13 protein-coding genes are annotated in these 24,103 nt (G+C 39.9%); 1 reads left to right on the top strand and 12 read right to left on the bottom strand.

The annotated features are described in order from the left end of the window. Positions 1 to 252 precede the first annotated feature (252 nt). From KO529_RS17145 to KO529_RS17120, 6 genes are all read right to left on the bottom strand, one after another. A complete protein-coding gene (locus KO529_RS17145) occupies positions 253 to 1,758 on the bottom strand; it encodes a RagB/SusD family nutrient uptake outer membrane protein (RefSeq protein ID WP_215949088.1) in 1,506 nt (501 codons plus the stop codon). Between the two features lie 10 nt (positions 1,759 to 1,768). Continuing rightward, positions 1,769 to 5,296 (bottom strand): TonB-dependent receptor, encoded by a 3,528-nt coding sequence (locus tag KO529_RS17140; protein WP_215949087.1) that lies wholly within the window; start codon positions 5,294 to 5,296, stop codon positions 1,769 to 1,771. An 80-nt stretch (positions 5,297 to 5,376) separates the two neighbouring features. Continuing rightward, complete coding sequence (locus KO529_RS17135; protein ID WP_215949086.1) at positions 5,377 to 6,348, bottom strand: FecR family protein; 972 nt, start codon at positions 6,346 to 6,348, stop codon at positions 5,377 to 5,379. Between the two features lie 66 nt (positions 6,349 to 6,414). Then, a complete protein-coding gene (locus KO529_RS17130) occupies positions 6,415 to 6,996 on the bottom strand; it encodes an RNA polymerase sigma-70 factor (RefSeq protein WP_215949085.1) in 582 nt (193 codons plus the stop codon). Positions 6,997 to 7,484: 488 nt separating this feature from the next. Continuing rightward, positions 7,485 to 8,972 carry a mannitol dehydrogenase family protein gene (locus KO529_RS17125; RefSeq protein ID WP_215949084.1) on the bottom strand — a complete coding sequence of 496 codons (1,488 nt, stop codon included), beginning with the start codon at positions 8,970 to 8,972 and terminating at the stop codon, positions 7,485 to 7,487. Then, positions 8,972 to 10,693 (bottom strand): purine-cytosine permease family protein, encoded by a 1,722-nt coding sequence (locus KO529_RS17120; RefSeq protein WP_215949083.1) that lies wholly within the window; start codon positions 10,691 to 10,693, stop codon positions 8,972 to 8,974. Before KO529_RS17120 ends, KO529_RS17125 begins: the two co-directional genes overlap by 1 nt. 460 nt (positions 10,694 to 11,153) lie before the next feature. Between KO529_RS17120 and KO529_RS17115 the strand changes: the two genes are divergently transcribed. Continuing rightward, positions 11,154 to 12,119, top strand: coding sequence for a tRNA dihydrouridine synthase (locus KO529_RS17115; RefSeq protein ID WP_215949082.1), 966 nt, complete (start codon positions 11,154 to 11,156; stop codon positions 12,117 to 12,119). A gap of 267 nt (positions 12,120 to 12,386) precedes the next feature. Here KO529_RS17115 and KO529_RS17110 read toward each other — a convergent pair whose 3' ends face one another. The 6 genes from KO529_RS17110 to KO529_RS17085 all read right to left on the bottom strand — a co-directional run bounded on the left by KO529_RS17110 (position 12,387) and on the right by KO529_RS17085 (position 23,984). Next, positions 12,387 to 13,328 (bottom strand): hypothetical protein, encoded by a 942-nt coding sequence (locus KO529_RS17110; protein WP_215949081.1) that lies wholly within the window; start codon positions 13,326 to 13,328, stop codon positions 12,387 to 12,389. A gap of 26 nt (positions 13,329 to 13,354) precedes the next feature. After that, complete coding sequence (locus KO529_RS17105; RefSeq protein ID WP_215949080.1) at positions 13,355 to 14,548, bottom strand: exo-beta-N-acetylmuramidase NamZ family protein; 1,194 nt, start codon at positions 14,546 to 14,548, stop codon at positions 13,355 to 13,357. Between the two features lie 127 nt (positions 14,549 to 14,675). Next, entirely contained in the window at positions 14,676 to 16,949 is a 2,274-nt protein-coding gene (locus KO529_RS17100) for a DUF6259 domain-containing protein (RefSeq protein ID WP_215949079.1), read from the bottom strand. Between the two features lie 23 nt (positions 16,950 to 16,972). Further along, positions 16,973 to 18,964: a beta-galactosidase gene (locus KO529_RS17095; RefSeq protein WP_215949078.1), complete on the bottom strand. Its 1,992-nt coding sequence runs from the start codon at positions 18,962 to 18,964 to the stop codon at positions 16,973 to 16,975. A gap of 217 nt (positions 18,965 to 19,181) precedes the next feature. After that, positions 19,182 to 20,624: a RagB/SusD family nutrient uptake outer membrane protein gene (locus KO529_RS17090; protein ID WP_215949077.1), complete on the bottom strand. Its 1,443-nt coding sequence runs from the start codon at positions 20,622 to 20,624 to the stop codon at positions 19,182 to 19,184. 30 nt (positions 20,625 to 20,654) lie between these two features. Next, complete coding sequence (locus KO529_RS17085) at positions 20,655 to 23,984, bottom strand: TonB-dependent receptor (protein ID WP_215949076.1); 3,330 nt, start codon at positions 23,982 to 23,984, stop codon at positions 20,655 to 20,657. Positions 23,985 to 24,103: the final 119 nt, after the last annotated feature.

The following is a 24,103-nucleotide window of genomic DNA, read 5'->3' as shown; positions in this document are numbered from 1 at the left end:
TCATAAATCCAGTTTTTCACCTAGACTGGGATTCTGGAATAGAGGATTGATGTAAGCCTTTTTTTGGATGAATCAATTTGGATAATACTTAGTGGTTTTATAAACCCTGTTCACAATGCAACAATTTGTTTATTACATTGATCACAGGGCCTATTACCTTATTCTACTTGTGCTTAAACTTAAAATTTGGCATTGATGATAGTTTCTTCTTAACTCCGATTCTATCACCATCCAATGGCAGAACTTGGATTATTATAATGGATTTTGCTCTATTAACGGATTGGCATCGATTTCCGATTTAGGAATCAAAAACACCCATCTTTTATCCCCTGCAGGAACATAAGAAACATTACCTATAAATGAAGCTTGATGTGCACCGGTATCGGCAGGACCAACTTCCCTTACCAAATCTTGGTTTAAACGTTTTAAATCATAAAATCTAAATCCTTCTCCCCAAAGCTCCACTCTTCTATGAATCATAATCTCATCGATCAATGCCTGTCCGGTATTGGTAGATAAAGAATAATCAAGATCTCTTGTTGAAATTAAATTAAAAAGGGCTTGGGCAGCTTCACCATCTGCACCACCTTTACGGGCATTGGCCTCTGCTACGATCAAATACATTTCAGCTGCTCGCATCAAGGGAATATCAATTCTACTGTCGGCAATATCCAACACAAGAAACTTTTGATTGGTATAGGGGTGCCTGGTATGATTACTTGTCAATTCAACATCAGGATGCAGACCAGTGGGGTCCCATAATGTTTTTCTAACATCCGTAGCCGAAATTTCATCATATAACACTTTTGTAATGGCCCTAGGATTTCCCCTAACGGCATTCCCGTTAAAATTCCTTGATACCCAAGCACCATAATCCGAAAACGGAATTGCCTGATCACCAGCAATTATTTGGGAAGCCCACATAAATTCGGGGTTATTTTCAGAATCGCTCTTAAAACCAGCTGCATAAGTTTCCTGACTCATTAGATCGAAACCTTGATAGGCTTCGGTGGCATTGGCAATGGCCACATTCCAATTACCCTGCGTAAGGGCTACCCTGGCCTTAATTCCTAAGGCGATCGGTTTAGTGATATGCGATTTGTTCAATCTGCTTTTTCCATCGAGTAATTCAATGGCCAGATCCAAATCCGCATTCAATAATTCATACACTTTTTCAACCGTATCCCTTGGCACCAATAAATCCTCCGTATTTAATTTATAAGGAATACCCAATTGATCATTTACATTTTCCTGATCATATCTTTCGGCAAACAGTTGTACCAATTGATAGTGCGCAAATGCCCTATAAACCAATGCTTGCCCTTTAATGTAATCCCTTTCAGCCTGACTTCCCGTGGCTCCGTCTATGCCATTGATGAGTATATTGGCATTGGCAATTAGGTGATAATAAAAGCTCCATGCAAAATCAGTGAACAAATCGGTATCACTGGTAGAAGCCGTCCATTTATAAACGGTAGTCCAGGTATTATTACTACCGGTATCAACAAAATCCTCTCCGGCGAGTTCATTGATTATTAATTGACTTCCAATACCGTTAAAAATAATACGTGTATAGAATTTATGATATAAAGACCTGTGTAACCCGTTTAAAAGGATCATCCCATTCGCAGTAGTTTCCACGGCAAGGTCTGCAGAAACTTGATTAGTGGGTTCGGTTTCCAAAAACTCTTTATCACATCCGGTGGCCACAACAATTAAAAGAAGGACCAAGGTTAGTTTTATAATTATATTTTTCATTTTTATTTTTTTATAAGGTTATGTTTAGCCCAAAAGAAAATGACTTAGCAGGAATGTACACATTGGAGGTGTTTCCGCTATAATCTTGCTGTTGATTAAAGCCTTTTCGAGCGTTTAGATTAAATACATTCTCTGCGTTGGCAAAGAACCTTATACTTGACACCCCTATTTTTTGAACCAGTTCGTCCGATAGGTTATATGAGGCATTTAGTTGTCTTAAACTCAAATAAGATGCATCTATAAGAAATCTATCCGAAGTTTGTTGCCATTGTGCATCCATGGTAGCATCTGCCCTTGGAACATCGGTAATATCCCCAGGTTGTTGCCAACGATTTAGTATGTCGGTATGAAGGGCAGCACCATAGGTACCTGTAGCCATTAAATCACCATAGTTGTTGTCCAGGTTATTTCCCCCGATTTGATAGGTAAACAAGAAATCGAAATTAAAGTTCTTGTATCTAAAGTTAGAATTGATAGACCCATAAACATCAGGTAAAACAGAACCTGCATAGACCTCTTTTGCGTTATTGGCAAATGGAGTTACAGAAACGCCATCCACTACTCTAACATCACTGGCCGTAGGATCATTTGCAATATACAAGCCAGACCCATCAGCAGGATCTACGCCGTACCAATCCCTTAGATAATAATCAAATAGACTTCTGCCAACTTCAAGTCTTTTGTTGTCATCCGTTAAAATGGTTTCTTGTCCTTCAGGTAATTTTGTGATTTCGTTTTGAATGGTAGAAGCGTTTATGGTAGCAGACCATCCAAAATCTTCCTTTTGGATAATGTCATAGGTCAAGGACATTTCGATCCCCTTGTTATATAGCTCACCCACATTTTGAAGTTGGCTATCGCCAAAGACTATTCCTCCGGCAGATAAGGGCAAAGGAACTGCAAAAATTAAATCTTTGGATAATTTTTTAAAATACTCCACAGATCCCCTTAAGCGATTGAAAAGGCTAAATTCCAAAGCAACATCGGTATGTACCGATTTTTCCCATTTTAAATCTGGTGAACCCAATGAGGATGTCAAAACTCCAGCCTCATTTTGATTGTTGTACCCCAGTCCTAAAAGAGGAAGATAGGGGTAGTATACACCAGCTCCCAAATTGGCATTCCCCAACTCCCCTTGAGATGCCCTTAGCTTTAAATTGTTGATCCAACTTGCATTTTCCAAGAACTTTTCGCGGTGAATGCTCCAGGAACCTCCCAATGAATAAAAAACACCCCATTTGTTACCATCCGCAAATTTGGAATTTCCATCCGTACGAACAGATCCACTTAGAAAGTATTTGTAATCATAATTGTAACCTACTCTTCCGAAGTAACTATCCTCTTTTACTTCGTCTATATATGATGTAGTACCATTTGGAGATACAAAGTTTGCCAGTTCCTGATTCCCCTGGAAAATTTCTGTGCTCATGTTGGCATATAAATAAGTCCTTTTAAAATCCTGAGTTTCATGCCCCGCCATTAAATCAAAAGAATGGATGGAGTTTAGATCAAAATCATAATTCAACAATTGGTTGAACGCAGCTGTTGTAGTACGTATATATGTTCTTGCTGCCTCACCACTAGGTGCCGCATCCCCTATTTCTGCGTTTAAATAATCACTGGCATAGAAATTCTCTGTCTCGTAGGACATGTTATTGGTAAAGGACAATCCCTTTGCCAACTGTATTTTAGCAAACATTTTGCCATCCAGCCTATTTCTTTCTTCCAAGTGGGTGTCATTTTCAATTTCATATAGAATATGCCTAGCACTACTTGCCCCAGGGCCCCTTACCAGATCCAAAACTCTTTCGCCACTATCATCTAGCACAAAATCGCCGGTAACAGGATCATGTTGGTAGATGGGATAAATGGATCCCATATTACGGGTAAACCTAAATGGATTAATGGTGCTTCCCGAAACTGCAGTTTGGGCCTGATTTGCTTTTGAAAGCGTTCCCGATAAATTAATTCCCGTCTGTAACCAAGAAGTTGCATTAAAACTACCCTTGACCCTTCCCGTAATTCTATTAAAATCAGAATTGATCAAATACCCCTCTTCATCAAGATATCCCAACGAGCCATACAAGTCGCTCTTCTCAGATTTGCTATTAAAGCTCAAGTCGGCAGTACGTCTAATTCCTGTTCTGGTCAATGCACCTACCCAGTCCAGATCATCAGGATATAACAATGTTGCATTTGGATTTATTTTTCCATCCACACCTACAATTTGATCGTTGGGAACATTAAAAGGGTTCTTTAGCAGATCATCATAAATACCAACTGCCGTCGCTAGGTTTGCTGCCGCGACTTCCTCGTTGGTGGCAACCCCTGGTACTGCAATTGCATTACGTCTTGCGGCCCAATAAGCTTCATAAAAATCTGCAGGCCCCAATCTATCGTACTCTTTAGTGCCCCTATTAATTACTGAACTGGAAATATTTACCCTAAGCTGTCCGTCCTTGCTTTTACCGCTTTTGGTAGTAACCAATACTACTCCATTTGCAGCCTTGTTACCGTATAAAGCTGTTGAACCTGCATCTTTTAAGATGTTAACACTTTCTATATCGGCAGGATTTAAACTACTAAGGTCACCGTTGATTGGAATTCCGTCTACCACGTACAAAACATCGTTGGACGATCCATAAGATCCAAATCCCCGGACACGGATACTTTGTCCCGAACCTGGCTGGCCTAATGGGGCCGTTACTATAACACCAGGTGAGGAGCCTTCTATAACATTGGATATATTGGTAATACTTCTCTTCTCAATATTTTCTGAAGCAATTGAAGAGATAGAACCTGTTATTGCCTCTTTCCTAGAAGTACCATAGGCCACTACAACAACTTCATTCAGCTGGGTTGAGTTTTCTTTGAGAACTATGTTCAAGGTCTTCTCTGCACCAACCACAACAGTTTGAGTATCCATTCCTAGGTATGAAAACACCAGTACATCACCATTATTTGCGGTAATTTGGTAATTACCATCAAAATCGGTTTGTACGCCAGTTGTAGTTCCCTGAATTACAATTGAGACCCCTGGCAAAGGCTCGCCCTGTTCATCGGTTACGGAACCGGTAATGAGATTTTGAATTGTTTCAACAATTTGGGAAGCATTTTTATTATCCGAATAATCACCCTGTTTTTCCAGATCCTCCAATTTTTTCAAAAAACCTAATTGGGAAGGGTCATTTTTAGGGAATAATACAATTTGATTTTTAAAAATCTTAAAATTTATTTCCGTTTCGGATAATAGCTGGGTAAGTACATAGTTAATTTCCTGTTTTTCAACATTAATACTCGTTTTCTCGGAAACATTGATCAAACTATTATTGTAAAAGAAATGATAAGCACTTTCGGATTCTATTCTATTTAGAATATTTCTTAGTTCCGTGTCCTTTTCTTTTAAAGTAATGGTCTGTGCGTTCGCATTTGAGGCAAATAACTTTGCCAGACTAATGCATACTAAAACTACGTAGACCTTCATAATTCTTAGAAATTGTTTTCTAAGCGAAAACACATTTTGTTCGCTTTTTTTCATAATTTTGAAATGTTTGGATATTAGTCAATAATTTTATTGATTGATATTATAAAAGGGGATGCGGGAACATCCTCTTTTTTTTATTCTTTCATATTCAGTATAATTTCATTTTTTAATATTTTAAATTCAATGGGTGAGGACACCTTTAATAATTGAAGGGATTCCTCTAAGCTCAAGTTGTCCAATGTTCCTGTGTATTCATATTTTAATAATTTAGATGATTTGATAATTATTTTTTTATTGTGATTTCTCTCCAAATCCAGAGCAACCTGTTGCATGGGAGTGTTTTTAAATACAAGGGTTCCTTTTTGCCAAGCAACTACATCCTCGGAAATTACTTTTCCGATTTTCATTTTGTTTTTTGCTTTGTTAAACACTGCCTGCTGAGAAGGTGCAAGAATAATAGGTTCTTCTTTTTCCCTTACCAGCTCAACTTTTCCAGTAATAAGGGTGGTTTCCGTTTGCGTATCATTGGGATATGACTTTACATTAAAAGTGGTACCCAAAACTTTAACATCGTAATGTTCTGTCATCACTATAAATGGTCTCAGGGAATCGTGGACTATATCAAATATTGCTTCCCCAACAAGGGAAACTTCCCTAGTTTCCTTTTTAAAATTTATTGGATATTCTAGATAGCTATCAATATTTAATATTACAGTACTACCATCGGGAAGTATAACCTTCTTTTTAGCCCCATTTTCTGATTGGGCAATTAGAATATCCTGATTTGCGTTGGATGAATTATTTTGTTGGAAGTTGTAGTGATCCTTATAAAAAGTAAAACTGACGGAAATTAATAGAACAACAATTGCGGCATAGGCAAGGGAATGGTAAAGCCTATTTAGATTTCGTTTCTTTTGGAATATGTTGAAAGCAGATACTGGCTCTTCATCGGAAATGTTCTTTAAAGCACCGGCAACATGTTTAGCTTTTAGTACATTGAACTTCTTCTGATTCTCACCATCCTTTTTTATCCAACGAAACACAAGCTCTTTCTCTTCTGGGCCCAGTTTGTTTTCAAGGTATTTTTGAAGTAAATCTTCTTGCATTTAGATAATGTCTTTATAATAAAGACGACATAAATCTAACTACCCCCCAAGCGAAATGTGATTTTTTTAAAATAAATTTAAATATTCCTGTAAATGAAAGCGCATATGTTTTATTGCTCGCCCTATGTGGTTCTCTACCGTTTTTACAGAAATGTGAAGTTTCTCCGATATATCTTTGTGAGCCAAACCGTCAATCCTGCTTTTTACAAAAACATCTTTACATTTTTCAGGAAGAAGATCTATAGCATACCTAATTTGTTCCGCCAATTCATCTACTATTATTTCTGAAGCATCATTATCGGATAGTGCTTCGTAGTTTAGCGCATCCTCTATTTGTTGATGGGAGCCATGTAAATCCAGTTTCCTCTTGCTCTTTCTCAAAAAATCGAGACAACCATTTTTTACCATCCTAAAAAGGTAGCCATTAATATTATTTGTTTTAATATCAATGCTCGATCTATTCTTCCAGAGTTTTATAAAAACTTCTTGAACTATTTCTTCTGCCTCTTCCATGCTAGCAACATAATTATTCGCAATGAGCAAAAGTCTTGGATAGTATAATTTGAAAATAATATCAAATTCACTGTCGTTGTTAATGTTCAAGAAATAATTGGATTCGCTTATAATATTTTCATTTTTCGGGGGCATGAATATAAGATTAGCTGTTAAACTTAACCAAAAAATAAAGTTGAAAAAACTTTGGAGCTCAGAATAACAGATAACCATTTTTTCACACATCAATATTATGCATATTACATTTTTAGATTGCTTAATATTATAATTTAATAAGCTCTACCGTATTAATAAAACTTAAAAATGGCGCTATCAGTTTTTAACCTCCTAGCGTATTAAGAATTATAGTCGAAGGCATTTTTTGATAAAATATGACTCTGTAACCTTGCCCATATCCTAGCCTTATCCAATAGTGGATAAACTACTTTGACCAGGGATTAATTACCCAATACAGAACTGATTATTGTCCATGGGTACATCTGCCATCAAAAAGATTATAAACATGTCTTTGAGGTGAAGAAATAATAATTAACAAACAGAATTCTCTGAAGGCTTGCCAATGCCTCAAAATCGACAACATGAAATGACTAAAGAATAATTTATTATACGCCCTAAAAGGAATACTAGACTAGAACATTTTGCATCAACTTTTTAATATTGCCATTTTCATAGATTTTCTGTATCATTTCCGCATAGAGCTCAGCGAATTGCTTGTTCTGGACCAGATCACCAAAAAGGGATTCCTGCCGTATAAAGGCAAGCGGGTCAGTTTGGGTCTGTTGGGCAGCCTGTTGTAGCTGGACACTCATAGCGTCTATTATCTCGAGGGGTTGTCCATTTTTATCCATCCCCTTATCACTATAGTAACACCAGGCGGCAATCACCAAGGTGGCGAACTTGATGCTTCCCTTACCCATCAAATTATCCTGAAGGGTCGGGATCATAAATTTTGGTAATTTGGCTGAGCTTTCCGAACAAATACGGCTAACACTGTCCTTTATATTGGGGTTGGCAAAGCGTTCCTGCAAACTGTCTTTGTATTTATTGAGATCAATACCTTTCACTTCACCCAATACAGGACTTACTTCTTTATCCATAAATGCCCTTAAGTAGGTAACGAAAGTTTCGTCTTCCATACAGGCATTAATGGTTTTATGTCCGTGAATAGCGCCCAAAATACCCAGTACGGAATGGCCAGCATTCAATAGGCGGAGTTTCATTTCCTCATATGGTTTCACATCTGGCACGAATTGCACCCCTACCTTTTCGAAATCAGGTCGCCCATTCGAAAATTTATCTTCAATTACCCATTGTATAAAAGGCTCGCAGGTTACCGGCCACTCATCCTTTATACCATAGGTTTTCTCTAAATATTCAATCTCCGATTGACTGGTAACTGGGGTTATACGGTCTACCATACTATTCGGAAAGCACACTTCTTTTTCAATCCATTCCGCCAAGGTCATATCTTGTTTGCGCGCAAACGTCAACAACATCTTTTGTGCAACATCCCCGTTGTGCTGAATATTATCGCAAGACATAATGGTGAAGGCTGCTAACCCTGCATCACGACGCTTTTTTAAAGCGGCCGTTAAATAGCCATATACGGTTTTAGGGCTATCGGGATGTTTCAATTCATGTTGTATGTCGGGATTGCCAAAATCAAATTCTCCAGTGGTAGGGTTAAAATTATAACCTCCTTCGGTAATGGTAAGGGAGACAATTTTTGTATCGGGACTTGCCATAATTTCCAGAACGCTCTCGGCTTCATCCACCCCCAGTTTAAAATCGATTATGGAACCTATGATTTGAGGTTCTATCTTGCCATCGGGATGCTTTACGATAAGGGTGTAAAGTCCGTCTTGTTTATTAAGTACGTCATGTATTTTCCGATCCCCTTCTCTTAAACCAACTCCGCAAATACTCCACCCACTGGCACTGAAACCTTCCATAAGTTTATGCGTATAATAAGCTTGATGGGCTCTATGAAAACCCCCTACTCCAATATGGACCATTCCTACTTTTTGTGCATCGCGATTATAAGTGGGGACTGGAATACGATTGCCCAACTGAGCCAAATTCTTTTGATTAAGTAGTAAAGTATTTTTCATTAAAGTTTTGCTTTTTTTGATTTTATACGTAGCAATGCCGAATAGGCCGTCACGAAATAAATGATGGTGCAAATAAATGCATATCTATAAAATATTTCCCGATTTTCCAGGTACATATTTTCATCTTCACTGCCAAATAATACCACACAGGCCAGAACCAAGGTAATAACTAGGGCGATAATCGCAATGGTTTTAAGTACCTTGGAAAATATGGATATGACTACAACAGGCTTGGCCTCTGTTTTGGCCTGTTGCTCTTGAAACTTGGCAATTTCTTGGTTGCGTATTTTTTCCTGTTGTTCCGCTTCTGGATATTTATTCTTGGCACCGTACCGGCCCGCTAAAAATGTATACACTAAGATAGTGAAAATCCAAGTGGGAATAAATAGGTAAAAGAAGGACATTACATTAAGTGCATTGAGCCCAAAACCAAATACCAAACCTAAGCCCCATGAGGCCACTGCGGGAGTACTAAAGGTTAGTTGACGATAGGAAGACCAATAACGGGTATATCCTATCCTAGGGAAGATTTGATGTTCTGCAAATACAATGGCCCCTACCGGAACCACCAACAGACCTGCATAGGTAAGTAATGGAAGTATTTGAGAAAATACAAAAGGAAAGCAGGCAATGGCGATGGTTACCAATCCCACCACTATGGTAGTTTTTTTTCGGGAATGGTTATAGAAAATAGCCTGAGCAGCCAAACCTGCCCGGTAAAGATTTGTAATGGCCGTGGTCCACCCCGCAACAATAACAATGACAAATCCGGACCAACCCAGGGCATAATAGGCAACATCACCTGGATCCAGTTCTACAATTGCTTTTCCCAAGATTACCGCAGTTCCGGCACCCATAATACCGGCAGCGATCCAAGCCACATAATGCCCGAACATCATTCCAGTGCTGGTAGCCAGACCATAGGATTTTTTCTTGGCGAAACGTAATAGAGCCATATCTATAAGTCCAAAATGTGTAATGGTATTCGCAGCCCAGGCAAAGCCGATAACTTCTATCAATCCAATGCCCGGTTCCCCGTTGCTATCGGTTCCCGTCCATATAGATTGATCGCCCAAGCTAATAAAATCGGTCCAACCAGTGGGTAAGGTTTTATCCAAAACGTCCAAGGATAAAGCAGGTAAAAGCACCATGGCACCGCTGGTGAACATTACGAACAACCACGGGGCACAGAGGCCGGAAAATTCGGAAACAGCATTAAAACCGTAAAGCGCAATGGATACCACTACGATACCTACACATAACACTATCAAAATAAACCACATGTTGGTGGGGTACCAATTAAGCTGGGCAGGGATATCAAAGGCAAATCTAACTGCAGTCGCGGAAACCGTAACCATAGCTGCGGATATCACCGAAAATATAATGACATTGGCCCAATTGTAGAGTTTGGTCATGGAATCCCCGGCAATCTTATTGAGATAGGTGTAAAGGCTTAAACGGGTATCCACAGCAATTGGGGAAGTAATGAATGTCCAACTAAGAACGGCTAAAATATTCCCGATCAACAACCCCAATAAGATGTCCATTGTTCTCGCTCCCAAGGCTACAAAGGTCGCTCCGATCACGAACTCTGTCGCCGCAACATGTTCCGCGGCATATAGTCCGGCAAAATGCGTCCAATCATGTAATTTATGTTTGGCAACGGGTAATTGTTCCTCGTTTAAGTCTTTGAACTGTTGAAAATCGTCGGTCGTATTCATATTTTATGTTGGCTATGGTAATTGAGTTCTTGATATATATTGATGCAAGGGTTTCCTATGAAATTAAAAATATTTTGTTTGGATGCACTTTTAAATTCCACCAATATATAAAAAATATAAGGGCTCCCATAGATTGGTACCCTTCTTCATAAAACGAACTCAGCAACTAACTGTAATTTTTTTACTTATTCGGTTATTGCGCGACCCATTTTCTGACTAAAATGGATTTTATCCCAACTTTATTCCAGCACTATTGGCTTCTATCCTCTACACTAATAATCTACCAATTGAATTATTTCACATCTTTCATTCTATTTTAAACTTTACATGAACAACATTGCTCCATGCAACTCCTTACTTTACCCCCATTGGTCTTATTCCAGACATAAGTCTTATGGTTTCAATTCCTAAGTAAAAACCTTCAATCAATTATCCTATCTTTGCCCAGCTAAACAAAAAGATGGCTTCTACCCTACTTTCATCACCCTTACAAGGTTTTACCGATTTCAGGTTTCGCAATGCCTTCAACCATTACTTTGGGGGTATAGATACTTTTTATTCGCCCTACATTAGACTAAATGGAAAGTTGAAAATTAAACAATCCTACCAGGACGATATATTACCGGAAAACAACACCACTTTAGAGGTAATTCCGCAAATAATCACCAACGATCCGGACGAGTTTGTTTATGTTGCCAGATATGTGCAAAGTTTAGGCTATAAGGAATTGAATTGGAATTTAGGCTGCCCCTACCCCATGGTAGCCAAATCTGGAATGGGCTCTGGTCTTATTTGCAATCCTGCAAGAATAAACGAGGTTTTGCACAGAGCACATAACGAAACAGATATTTTGGTGTCTATGAAAATGAGAATGGGATACGAGAACCCTGAGGAAATTCTGGACGCCTTTCGTATTTTAGATGAATACCCGCTTAAAAATATTGCTATTCATGCCAGAATAGGAAAGCAACTCTACAAAGGACCTGTAGATCTGGAGGCATTCGAGAAGTGCATTGGCAGCACCAAACACAAGTTGTACTACAACGGGGACATTACCAGCGTATCCGCATATAAAGAAATTGAAAAACGCTTTCCCAGTATTGATCATTTTATGATCGGGCGTGGCATGATTGCCGATCCTTTTTTACCCAGTATGATAAAAAATAACAGTACGGAATATCCCTCCAATCGATGGTCCATTTTTTCAGAATTTCATGACACCATTTACCGGCAATATGATGAGTACCTGTCCGGGCCAACCCCAATAAAAATGAAAATGCTGGGTTTTTGGGAGTTCTTTTCCCAATCTACCTCCAATCCACAAAAAACATACAAAGCCATAAAAAAGGCTTCTAATCCTGTAAAGTACAGATTGGCCGTGGATCAAATTATAAATACGGAAATGAAAGTTAAGAGCGCTTTTTAAAAGGGTTTGTGATTGGGTTTGTCCATAGAAGCGGTTCTTAAGCAATCGACTTATTTGAATTTGGAATTGGTAGAGCTTTTCAAATTAATGAGTACACCTCCCGGAAAATCCTGAACGAAATGACCATAACTTTCATTTCCGTATTTATAATTTCTTCAACTTACAATTATTAGTCTATTGCCAAGGCTAACTTCTTTTTATTTCACCTTAGCATTTGGTTGATATCCCCTATAACAATATTTAAGGGATCGAACTTTTTCTCATTTTTCATCCTATTTTAAACATTAGCTGGGTACGGCTGCTCCATAAATCTCCCGCCTTTACCTCCATTGGGGTGTCATACACTAGGTTGCGGTAATATTTGCTGTAGTTCGTAACATCCCAAATAAATTGAATGGCCACATCATTGTTTATGTTAAACTCGCTCCCCACCACGACAGAGGTACCATTGGTTTTGTTCCAGACATAGGCTGTATTGCCCATATCATTTATTTTTCTGTCTCCCGATCTGTCCAAAGTATATACCTCCGAAGTGTCCGATTGGCAAAATTCCCCTATGTCCGTTGCAATACAGGAAATGGACATATACCCTATGGCTATGGTACTGTTCAGTTCCCAGCTGATTTTGTTTTGGGATTCGTAACCACTATTCCGAAAAACAGATCGTTTTTCACGCCTGGCCTCAATAACCGGTTTTAACTTGCGGGTCTCCCCTTCCCTGGCCGTTCTAAACATTTTGGAAGCTTGTCTATAGCTAAATTCCCGGCAAGGCCTTAAGGTGAAGCTCGATGATAATTCCTCCCCGGAGAGCAATTTTTCATCCATATAAAATGCAACGTCCTCCAATTTCTCGTCCCCGTGCCAACCCCCGGTAAAATCTATGGCGTCCTTGGATCTATAAACACATTCCGACTCCCCGTTTGCCAAGGCTTTTAATCCGGTGGCTTCCATGGCAACACCATTAAACCTGTATATATTGGCCCTTTGCAGTCTAAATTGATCGGTATTCACCAAGGCCGAAGTATCCAGTTCATGGGCTATTTCAAAACCATAGTAATAAGCTGTATTACCAGTATCCTGCACATAGACCGTAAATTTTTCACGGCCCTCAAAACCCTTGGTCTCATAAGTAACATAGCATGCCTTATTGGATTTTTCCTTCGAAGCGAAATTGAACGCTAACAACAGTACTAAAATTATTTGAGCCATGGTTCGTAATGGGGATTATAAACAATTTATATGGTGTGGCCCCCATAAAGTTTTACGGTATTGAGCTGTTGGCGATAGGCAGCCAGGTCTTCAAAGGAATCCAACATTTCCATGGAGCCCTGCTTCTCTACCCACTCTCTCAGTTTGTCGGTTCCATTAATAATATCGATCGGCTCTTTTTCATAATTATACTCATAGGGTGGTTTTAGCCATTCAAAATCCTCGCCAAGATGATGGTATAATTCCCTTAGAAGAAATTGTCCTACCCGCCAGGGCTTAAATATCTTCTTATCCGTTACATGGATCTGGAATCCACCACATGCCACATCGGTATATTTATGGAAGGTTGGGATGTACACTATAGGACGAAAAGTAAACCCCTTTAACTTATTTTCTAGGGCTTGGGCGTTCAAATGGTTGGCGTAATAGGAAAAAGGTTCCATCTTGGGATGGCCCACAATCTCAAGGGGTTGGGTGGTTCCCCTTCCTTCGCTTAAATTGGTCCCTTCAAAGAGTACGGTACTGGGAAAGGTGAAGGCACTTTCATGCCGCGCCAGATTGGGCGAGGGTAAAAGCCAAGGCAATTTGGTGTCCTCAAAGGTCATTTCCCGTTGCCAATCCCGCATCTTAATAACTTTAAGGTTGGCCTTTTTGGTAGTCCAATAATCCTGATGCATTAATGCAACTTCTCCTATGGTCATACCGTGCCGTACGGGTATGGGGTGTCTCCCTATAAACGATTGATATTCCAAGTTCAATATGTTCCCTTCAATATCCTTTCCATTCAGGGGATTGGGCCTGTCCAATACTAGAATCTCAATATCCCTATCCCCACATTTTTCCAATAAAAGGGTAAGGGTGTAAATATAGGTGTACATTCTACAGCCCACGTCCTGCAGATCCACAAAAAGATGATCTATCCCTTCCAACATTTCATCGGTTGGAATCCTGGTTTCCGAATAGAGCGAAAATACGGGGATATTAAAATAGGGATGCATCGTATGATCGGTCTCTATCATGTTGTCTTGGGCATCCGTTGAAAAACCGTGTTGAGGCCCAAAAATCTTTACAAACCTGGAGCCGAACATTTCCTTGAAGCGGAAGGCTGCATTGACACATTGGGAATCTACGGAGGCATTGTGGCACAGCAAAGCTATATTGCCCTTAAAACGCCCATGATCGTTTATCAAAACCTCTAAACCAGTGGTGACTCTTTTCATTTTGTGTGGTTTTAGCAAAGTTGATTAGCCCGAGACTACTTACTGTTCGCCCCGGGCAATCTAACAACTAACTCTAACAACTAATGCTAACTCTAATTAACATTACTTTTCTACTCCCAGAAAGGACCTATGGTGATGGAATAATTTCAATAAGGCACACTTCCCTGGGTTTTAATTGATGTTCTACGGTAATGGCATGGTCCTTATAAGAGGTCAACAATTTCCTGCCATCATTGTTTATTATATAGATCTCCCCCCTCGAAGGAAGGTCGTAATCCTTGGTGTCCACATCAAAGTTAATGAGCATATGCTTTTCACTTATACTGGTCAAGGCTATACCAACATTGCCATCATCGGCTTTCCATGCCCCGGCATATGCCAAGGGATACTTCTTTTTATAAGCGGTAACATTCTTGCCCTTTCTTCCTGCGTAAATGGACAATTTGGAAATATTCAGCTCCTCTTCCGGAATTTGCATGGAGGGCGCTCTTAAGAATTTTCCGTGTAATAGATACTTTAGTCCTTGATATCTAATTTTTGCCAAATTCAGTAAATAATCAATTTCCTCTTTTCTTTGGGTATCCAAAAAACTGTGGTAATTGGAAATGGTCGGCTGCATTCCCCAAACATAGGACCTGGCCTGCTCCATTAAAAATTGCTTGTTAAATATGGGGTCCAAGGGTTGTTCCTGATTCTTGGGGGCAAATTCCTTAGGCCACAACTCGTCATAAGGTGGTGTAACCAAGGACGAATAATTACCATAGGTAATGGCATATTCATGATATACCGCCTGAAAGAATGGAATGGTTTCCCATTGACCAATACCGGAATACCGTTCCCTACTTACTTGTAGGGTCAAAAAAAGATCCAAGTAGGGCATCCAACTTTCGTTACCGTGCTCCCCTGCCAAAATGGGTTCCTTAACAATGGAAATTTTGGAGCGAATTTGATCTGTAAGCAATCCAAAATTCTTTAGCCAATAATTCCCGTTACCTATTTCATGTCCGTGAGCTTTATCATAACACACTTTTGTCATACAGGCCTGGTCCATATACACACCATTGGTACCATAGGTATTTACGGCGCTTTCGGACAGAGAGGTATATTTATCTTTCCAGAATTGGGTTCCCATACACATGTTTGTGAGGGAATTGCCCGTAAAAATATTATAGGCATGTGATCTGAGATTCCCATTTATATCCTTTACGGCATGTACCGCTGCATTTTCGGTTTTCCAGCTCTCCGTAGAATCGCCCCATTGAAAGGAATTCATATAGACTATGGAGTGTACCCCTTTTTGTTGCGCCAACTTCATCGCCTTGATAAATGACTCCCCTCCTTCCCTTGGCGGAAAGTATTCCGGAAAACCTTCATCATAGGAGCACCCATGCCACCAGTGCCAAAATACATTGACAGGTAACCCCAATTTTTCTTTTAATTCTGTAGCCGGCAACAGGACATTATCGGACCTACCCCTATTCCATACCCACAAAGCGGTTTCCTCCAACCAATCTGGATTTAGACCTTTCTTAAACCTGCTTTCAGCGGACCATTTCTGTTGGGAGCCCCATTCCCTATACTCTTCGGCAGCGGTAATCCAATCTCCCTTAAACGATCCTATTACAGCTTCATAGGTTGGAGAATATGAATTGGCATTGGCATCAAAGGAAGGATAATTGGACATTTCATAAGTTAAATTATTGGCCCCGTCCAAATCAAAGGAAAAACCTTTCCTGTAGGTAAGTGTATCGTTCGAAGCAAGATATAGACCAATTTTATCGGCATTATACAATGCCAAACATTGTAATGAAAGATGATCGGGGTAAACCCACTCCATTCTCTTTTCTTCCGTTTTTTTTGCCGAAAGAATTCCCCTCGGGTCTGTTAAAAGTTCTCCCATTATTTTGGGAAGGGCCAATTTTTCCTGCCCTAAATCCTTAAACCCGTTAATTTTGGGAAAGACCACCGTATTGATTTCTTTGCCCTGCGTGCCATCCAGGGAAATTTTCCAATAGGACAAGGCCTTGTCCCTATCGAGTTTAATTTCTGAGGTAACGGTGAGTTCCTTATTGTTATCCCCTTTAAAATTCCCCCATTTTAGCACCAATGTCAATGGGTCCAATTTTGAATATTCAAAATCCAAGGGCGCCTGTAAGGAATCCTGGGCCTGATTGAAATCAATCTCCCATGGCAATTCCATGGTCTTCTTGTCATCCAAAAATTCATAGCCATGAATCATATCCTGGAAAACAACCAGTGAACCATTCTCCTTGCTAAAACTTAATTTTATTTTACCATTGTCTATTGTTAAATCCTCTCCGTTATTCGTATTACAAGAGACCAGTGCTGCCAGCATGGTAAAACACAAAAGCATCCAATAATAATTTTTAATCGTTTTCATGTGTCTTTCTTTAAGATTATAATTTAGTCTTCCAAGGGGTTGACTTTTAAGAGTACTGTTGATTTTGGTTTCAATGTCAATTGGAACTGTCTGGTGGCATCATGTAGTATTTTATTCTCCAATGGATCTATCACCTGGGCCTTAAATGGAAAATTGATGGTCCTTTCCCCACCTTCTATGGTATGTATACCCATCCAGTTTCGGCCAATATAGAATACATCCTCCGTATCTATATACCTATGTACACCTGCCTTTCTCCAGGTTTCTCCCAATTCCGAAGCCGACCATTTAAATTTTCCATCCATAAACAACTCCCCTTCATTTGGATCGAAAATTTTGGTTCCTTTGCCATTGGTCCATAGTACGGTTATTCCCTTTTTGTTCCACTTTTTTATTCGGGATTCCTCCTTGGAAGTGAGTTCAAGAAACCCCATTAGCCAAACTACCTTATATTGGGCGGTTGGCATGCTTTTTAGATCCGTACGAAGAAATAGGTTGTACGAAGTCCCTGTTTTGGCAAGTGGATAACGATTGGATAAAATATTCTCTGTAAGATGGCCATAGGTGGGATCCCAAAAAGAGATTTCTTCATCCACCACTACCCCTATCTGTGGTTTCATTCTTTCACCTTGGGATGGAGGAAATGTGCTGTGGAATTGCTGTGTTTTGGCTAAAACATCCAATAGTTCAGGATCACTAAACCATCCGCCCCACATATCGAACCACCAGCCTCCATATCCATAGGCCAACATTCTTGCCGTGTTTTTCCATAAAAAGGATACCGAAGTGTCCATGTCCTCCGGACCTAACCATACCCCGCTCTCATACTGTCCTGGAGGTGCTATCCCGGTTGATCGATCTTTCAACAAGGTAGTTATGGAGGTTCTGGTATCGTTTTCCGTAAGCCATAATTTACCATGGAGGTGAACCGAGTTGATAGCTGCCATGGCTGGCCAATCCTCCCCTATTACTCTATTATAAACATTTGGACTCGAGAGATAATCCAGGTCCGGACAATCCAACAACTTCGCCAAGGCCCCGTGTCCGCGCCTAGCGTCGCCTACAAAATAGTGGTATCCGGAAAAGGCTCCCGTTAAAAGATTGCCATGACTCTTTTCTTTTACAATTTTGCTGAAATAGGCAATATTGTTGACCAAGACCTCTGCTTGGAAGCGATACGTATCAATATAGTTCAGATCCTGATCGGGATTCCTCCATTCCCTGCGTTTGGCAGGTTCATCAATATTGGCCAATTGGGCATTTTCAAAAGTAAGTGAAGGGTTGTTCCATGCCTTTTGCAAGGCATTATTGTTTTTATAACTTTCCTTCAACCATTGTCTGAATGCTTGTAAACGTACCGGATTTTGATCCTGATATTGCTTGGGATGATAAAACCATTCCTCTGTTAGGCCACTGGCAACATGGATTCCAGCCAAATAGGGGGAGTATTCGGAAGCCAAAAGCCAATCCAAACAGTCACGGAATACCTCTGCTGTTTTTTCCCTCCAGACTTCCGAGGCGAAGCATTGACGAAAAATGGTACCATCCGGGAGGTGTGCGGCTGCTTCCGGATATAATTGTGTCCACCATTCCGGTGGGTCCAAATAGAAACGGATAATAACCTTTGCCTTGGGATCTGCTTTAATAATCTTTTCAAAATCCTTGACCAATCCACTAAAATCGTATTTGCCTTCAGCCAACCAAATGGGAGTCCTAAAAGCACCTATACCCGAAACAGTATTGATTCCCCCTTCACCCAAATAGGCCGGAATGTTGTAAATATGGATTCCGGTTGCCGATATTTCCTTGTAAAATTCCTCCTCGCCCAAATAGGACATATAGGCATAAGGTGGATAGGTTTCACCGTCGATTACCAGGGAGGGATTACCTTCTGTCCATTTTATGGCCGCCTTGGATTGGGCTTGGATCTTTATATTCCCCATAAAAAACAAGCCTATAAGGAGAAGAAAAAAATAAGTGCTATTAAACAAGAGCCAAGTATTGCGTTTTTTCATTTCAACTAAAATTAATGAATATGTAAATGATTATTTACAAACGACTGATTTCCATCCCTATAAAACTTGAATATAGGACATAGAGCAACAGCCTTGACATTCCATAAGAATCATGATCATTACCCTTGGAAATAGAGCAGTTCCATTTAAGGAAAATATGGGATATTAAATCGGAGAAGTGGTCTTTTGCCGCTTCTCCGATCCAAATTTTAAAGCACTAGTAGCCCGGATTTTGGTCAGCCTGGCTGATATCTGGATTAGTATCTATTTCCTGTTGTGGAATGGGCCACAATAAATGAACATCCTGTACGGTTTTCCCTGTGTTCTGTAAGACCAATTCTTTGGCTTTATCAGTACGTTTTAGGTCGAACCATCGTTTTCCTTCCATATAAAGTTCGTAAGCCCTTTCCTGTAAAACAGTTTCCCTAAAAGACTCCGCCGTCCACCCACTACTTGGGTAATCAACCGGTGAGGCTAGGTTGGTGGGATACCCATAACCTCTCCTTTTTATTTTATTCAAGCTTTCAAGAGCCAAGGCGGACACCGAATTATCGGCCATTGCGGAAGCTTCCGCATATATTAGCAGAACATCGGCATATCGCAAAATTGGATAATCATTGGCGTGACCTTCCCTTTCCGGGGAATCTGGATCCCTGAATTTACTGCATAGAATTGGGGTAGAAGACGGCAAGGTTTCCAATTCCCCTGTACTCCTATTTACATACTCTGTAAATACGTTCCACTCCTTTCGGAGATCGGCATCGTCCCAATTGTCAAAAAATGGTCCAGGTACGGAATAAATAACATAATTACCGAAGGGAGAAAATTGCGTTTCACTCCATAATAGGTTCATAGGCCATCCCCAGCCATCCTGATGGCTAAACTTCATGTAAAAAATCTCTTCAGAGGAACCATTCACAGAGGGTCCGAAAATATTATTGAAATCGGCGCTGGCTGCTACCTCAATCAACGAAAACATTCCAGAATCGATTACTTCCTGTGCTTTATCCCTAGATAAACCATAGTCTTTGTGGTCTAGGTAAACTTCGGCAAGCAGTGATTTTGCGGACCATTTTGAAGGTCTTCCAAACTGGGTCGGGGTAGCCGGCAAATCGGTTTCACCTGCTTTTAAATCGTCTATAATAACTTGATATACCTCTTCAACTGTTCTGCGACCTGTATCTTCCCCTTCTTCTTCCAGGTAAATTGGAACGCCTCCCCAATTTCTCACAAGATGATAATAGCAGTAGGCCCTCATAAACTTGGCTTCACCTATCAAAGCTTTTTTGTCCGTATCGGATAGATCAATATTATCGATCATGGAAATGGCAATGTTGGCGTTTCTGATGCTTTGATAAAAGCGCTCCCACATGGTACCCGCCCTATTGATATTGGTTTGATCAAATCCTTGATACTCACCTAAGGGCTGTGTTGAACCTCTTCCATTTGCATAATCTGCCTGGATATCGAGCATTAGCATATAAAGCGATCTGAAATTATTCCTGGCGGGGACGTAAATGGCATTTACGGCGGCTACGGCATCATCCATATTGCCGTAAAAGTTATTCTCAGTAAGTCTGTCCTCAGGAACTTCTTCCAGGAAATCGCTGCACGATATAATGGACAGAAAAATTAGTGTATATGATAGTATTTTTTTCATGATATTTTCTAATATTTTAGTAATAAATATTTATAAGTTAATTCTAACACCTAACATGAACGTCCTGGTGTCAGGATATCCGAACTGATCTATCCCTTTAGAAATCCCACCTCCATGAGTATTGAGTGTAGGTGAATAAAATGAATAATTCGTAAAGGTGGCCAGATTCTGTATATTAACAAATATCTGAGAATTGTGAATTGGCAAGGATTTAAAAGTATCCCCTTTCAAGGTATATGACAGGCGTACATTCTTAATTTGAACATAGGAGCCGTCTTCAATGAACCTATCCGAACCTTGGTATCTTGTATTGGAACTTATCTTTGGATATTTGGCATTTGGATCGGGATTCTCTACTGTCCAGTAATTGCCTAAAACATCTCGAATCTGATTAATTCCGAAACTAAATCCATCCGCCACATTGGACAAATTGTAATTTAGTATATCGTTACCTTGGGAACCACTTACCAATACTGTTAATCCGAAGTTCTTATAGCTCATATTGCTATTGATCCCAAAAATAAAATCCGGGTTTGGATCCCCTATAATTTGTCTATCCAAACTATTGATGGTACCATTTACATCCGTATCAACGTAATTGATCAGCCCATCATCGGTGAGTCCGTCTTCCACAAGGCCATAAAAGACTCCAACGGGATGGCCTTCACGAACCAAACTCATTGCAGGAAGTGCATTTCCTAGTCCAACTCCAAAAATATCGCCACCTTCGGGCAAACTCAATACCTTGTTGCGATTGGACGAAAAATTAACCCCTAGATCCCAACTGAAATCTCCTTCTAAAACCCTTGAATCCAATGACACCTCAAATCCTCTATTTTCCATACTTCCCAAATTTGTAGTTTGGGAAGAATATCCAGATGACAAAATAACTGGTATGGAAGCCAGCAAATCTTCTGTCTTTTTATAGTAGTAGTCAAAAGTAACTTGAAATCTATTTCTAAATAATCCAAAGTCGACCCCAAAATCTGTCTGAGCCGTAGTTTCCCATTTTAGATTGGGGTTTGGCATAGAACTTCCCGGTGCGTATCCTATATTAATATTGTCATCAAAGACGGTTTGGGAACTGGATAATATTGAGAGCGATTGGTATGGAGAAACTGCCGTATTGCCGGTTTTACCCCAACTGGCCCTTAATTTTAAATTGCCAATAAAATCGTTTTCCTTTAAAAAGTTTTCCTCACTTACCCGCCATGCCAAGGCTGCGGAAGGGAAGTAACCCCATTTATTGGCTTTACCAAAAACAGAAGAACCATCGGCCCGTATACTGGTAGTAAGTAAATATTTACCCTTATAACCGTAGTTTAGTCTTCCTAAACCTGAAAGTATGGAGTATTCACTACTTGCTGAAATAGGGGTTCCGGGGGAACTACCTGCCTGTATGCTATTATTCTCAAGAATGTCTGATAAAAAACCAGTAGAAGAAGCACTTAAGGATTGATTTGATGTTTTTTGGGAAGTGATCCCTCCCATAACTTTTACATCGTGATCGTTATTAATTTCCTTGGAATACGTCAATAGGTTCTCGTTAACTATATCCGTAAATTCCCTATAGGAAATTGAGGCGGATCCAGTTGCGGAGGGTTGAAATATTGATGGGGAGTAATTGTCGCCCCTAGTATTCTCATATTGCACCCCTATAGAAGAATACAGTACCAAATCATTGGTGATTTTACCTTCTGCAATTATATTGAGCAGCAATGCATTCTCCCTGGATAATTGTTTCCTTTCCAATGCCATGGCCACAGGGTTCTCCACTATGTCCGGACTAAAGGCATAAGGTCTAACATTGCTATATTCGCCATCGCTGTTGAACACAGAAACTGTAGGTGGGGAAATAAGGGCCCCGCTCAACACACCAGCTCCCCGTTCTGTATTATTACTGAAAATATTATTGTTTTTCTTTCTACTCAATATATTATTAAATGAAACTTTCCATTTGGAATTGATCTTATGTTCCAGGCTAGATCTTAATTGTAAATACTCGTAACCCGAGTTTATGATAATTCCCTCTTGATTAAAATAATTACCAGAAACATTGAACACCGTTTTATCATTACCTCCCGAAACTGTTATTGAATGGTTTTGAATCACTGCATTCTGAAATATTTCGTCTTGCCAGTTGGTACCATTTTCAAAGGATGCAATTTCAGCATTGGTAAAATAAGGAGCTATGTTATCGTTGGAGGCCCTCACATTGGCAAGGGTAGCAAACTCCTTGGCGTTTAACATGTCTATGGTGTTATTCACTTTTTGGAATCCGGTATATCCATTGTATTCAATGGAAGTCTTGCCTTCCTTGCCTTTCTTTGTGGAAACAATAACCACTCCATTTGCTCCTCTTGCCCCATAAATTGCGGTAGAAGAAGCATCCTTTAAAATTTCTATTGATAAAATATCATTGGGATTGATGGAACTTAGATCTCCGATAATAGGGAAGCCATCAACAACATATAAAGGATTGTTACCCCCCAAAAGTGAATTTCCCCCTCTGATCAGGACACTTAGACCACTACCTGGTTGTCCTGAATTTTGTAGAATCTGAACTCCCGTAGCTACTCCGGACAGTGCCTGCACCGGATTGCCCACCGCCTGCAAACTAACGGCTTCACCTTTAATGGAAGCTACAGAACCGGTTAGGTCACTTTTCCTTACCTGTCCATATCCCACTACCACAACCTCTTCCAGTCCAGCGGCACTTTCCTGCAGGGTTATAGTCATGTTGGTTTGTCCGTTGACCAATATCTCCTTAGTAGCAAAACCAAGATAGGATACCACCAATTCTGGATTGGCAGAGGACAATTCTATTTCAAATTGTCCATCAAAATCGGCTGTTACCCCGTTCACTGTACCTTTCTCCACAACATTGGCACCCGAAAGTGGAGTTCCGTTATTGTCTACAATTGTTCCACTTACCGTTAGTTGTGGTTTGGCAATCTTATCAATTTTAGGCATTGGGCCAAACTGCGCTTGCAGGTTCGGTTCATTCTTCAGGATAATTTGTCTATCCAATATTCTGAAGGAGATATTGGTTCCAGAAAACAAATCCGTCAATACTTTGTGGATCCTTTCCTTTTTAACGTGTACTGAAACCACTCGGTCCCTATCTATTACGTCCTGGTTTCCTAAAAATTTATATTCACTACCTGCTTCAATTTCCTCAAATACCGTCATTAATCCAACGGAATCGAGATCCAAAGTAATCTTGGCAACCTGTGAATAGGTATTGGCCTGTACCCTAAATAAGGCAATTATTAAAAAAAGAGTGGTTAACTTCATTTTTAAACTGATATTGGGATACAATGCATGCTGCATTCCCAAACGAATGTTTTTTTTATTCATACTTTTGTTTAGTTTTTGTGGTTAATATTTTAATCACCTTTTACTATCGGGGTATGTAGCAGCATATCCCGATTTTTTTATGTTATAAGATGATGGGTCAATAGAATGTTAAATCATAG

This window comes from Arenibacter algicola (assembly GCF_018860365.1).
Lineage (GTDB): Bacteria > Bacteroidota > Bacteroidia > Flavobacteriales > Flavobacteriaceae > Arenibacter > Arenibacter algicola_B.
The sequence above is the reverse complement of the archived record's forward strand: the minus strand, read 5'-3'. Positions and strand labels throughout refer to the sequence as shown.

Excerpts from the sequence above, each read along its gene's own strand:
- KO529_RS17090 (WP_215949077.1), bottom strand. The coding sequence starts at position 20,624 with ATGAAAAAAATACTATCATATACACTAATTTTTCTGTCCATTATATCG.
- KO529_RS17135 (WP_215949086.1), bottom strand. The coding sequence starts at position 6,348 with ATGCAAGAAGATTTACTTCAAAAATACCTTGAAAACAAACTGGGCCCA.
- KO529_RS17105 (WP_215949080.1), bottom strand. The coding sequence starts at position 14,548 with ATGAAAAGAGTCACCACTGGTTTAGAGGTTTTGATAAACGATCATGGG.
- KO529_RS17130 (WP_215949085.1), bottom strand. The coding sequence starts at position 6,996 with ATGCCCCCGAAAAATGAAAATATTATAAGCGAATCCAATTATTTCTTG.
- KO529_RS17145 (WP_215949088.1), bottom strand. The coding sequence starts at position 1,758 with ATGAAAAATATAATTATAAAACTAACCTTGGTCCTTCTTTTAATTGTT.
- KO529_RS17115 (WP_215949082.1), top strand. The coding sequence starts at position 11,154 with ATGGCTTCTACCCTACTTTCATCACCCTTACAAGGTTTTACCGATTTC.
- KO529_RS17095 (WP_215949078.1), bottom strand. The coding sequence starts at position 18,964 with ATGAAAAAACGCAATACTTGGCTCTTGTTTAATAGCACTTATTTTTTT.
- KO529_RS17085 (WP_215949076.1), bottom strand. The coding sequence starts at position 23,984 with ATGAATAAAAAAAACATTCGTTTGGGAATGCAGCATGCATTGTATCCC.
- KO529_RS17140 (WP_215949087.1), bottom strand. The coding sequence starts at position 5,296 with ATGAAAAAAAGCGAACAAAATGTGTTTTCGCTTAGAAAACAATTTCTA.
- KO529_RS17120 (WP_215949083.1), bottom strand. The coding sequence starts at position 10,693 with ATGAATACGACCGACGATTTTCAACAGTTCAAAGACTTAAACGAGGAA.
- KO529_RS17100 (WP_215949079.1), bottom strand. The coding sequence starts at position 16,949 with ATGAAAACGATTAAAAATTATTATTGGATGCTTTTGTGTTTTACCATG.
- KO529_RS17110 (WP_215949081.1), bottom strand. The coding sequence starts at position 13,328 with ATGGCTCAAATAATTTTAGTACTGTTGTTAGCGTTCAATTTCGCTTCG.
- KO529_RS17125 (WP_215949084.1), bottom strand. The coding sequence starts at position 8,972 with ATGAAAAATACTTTACTACTTAATCAAAAGAATTTGGCTCAGTTGGGC.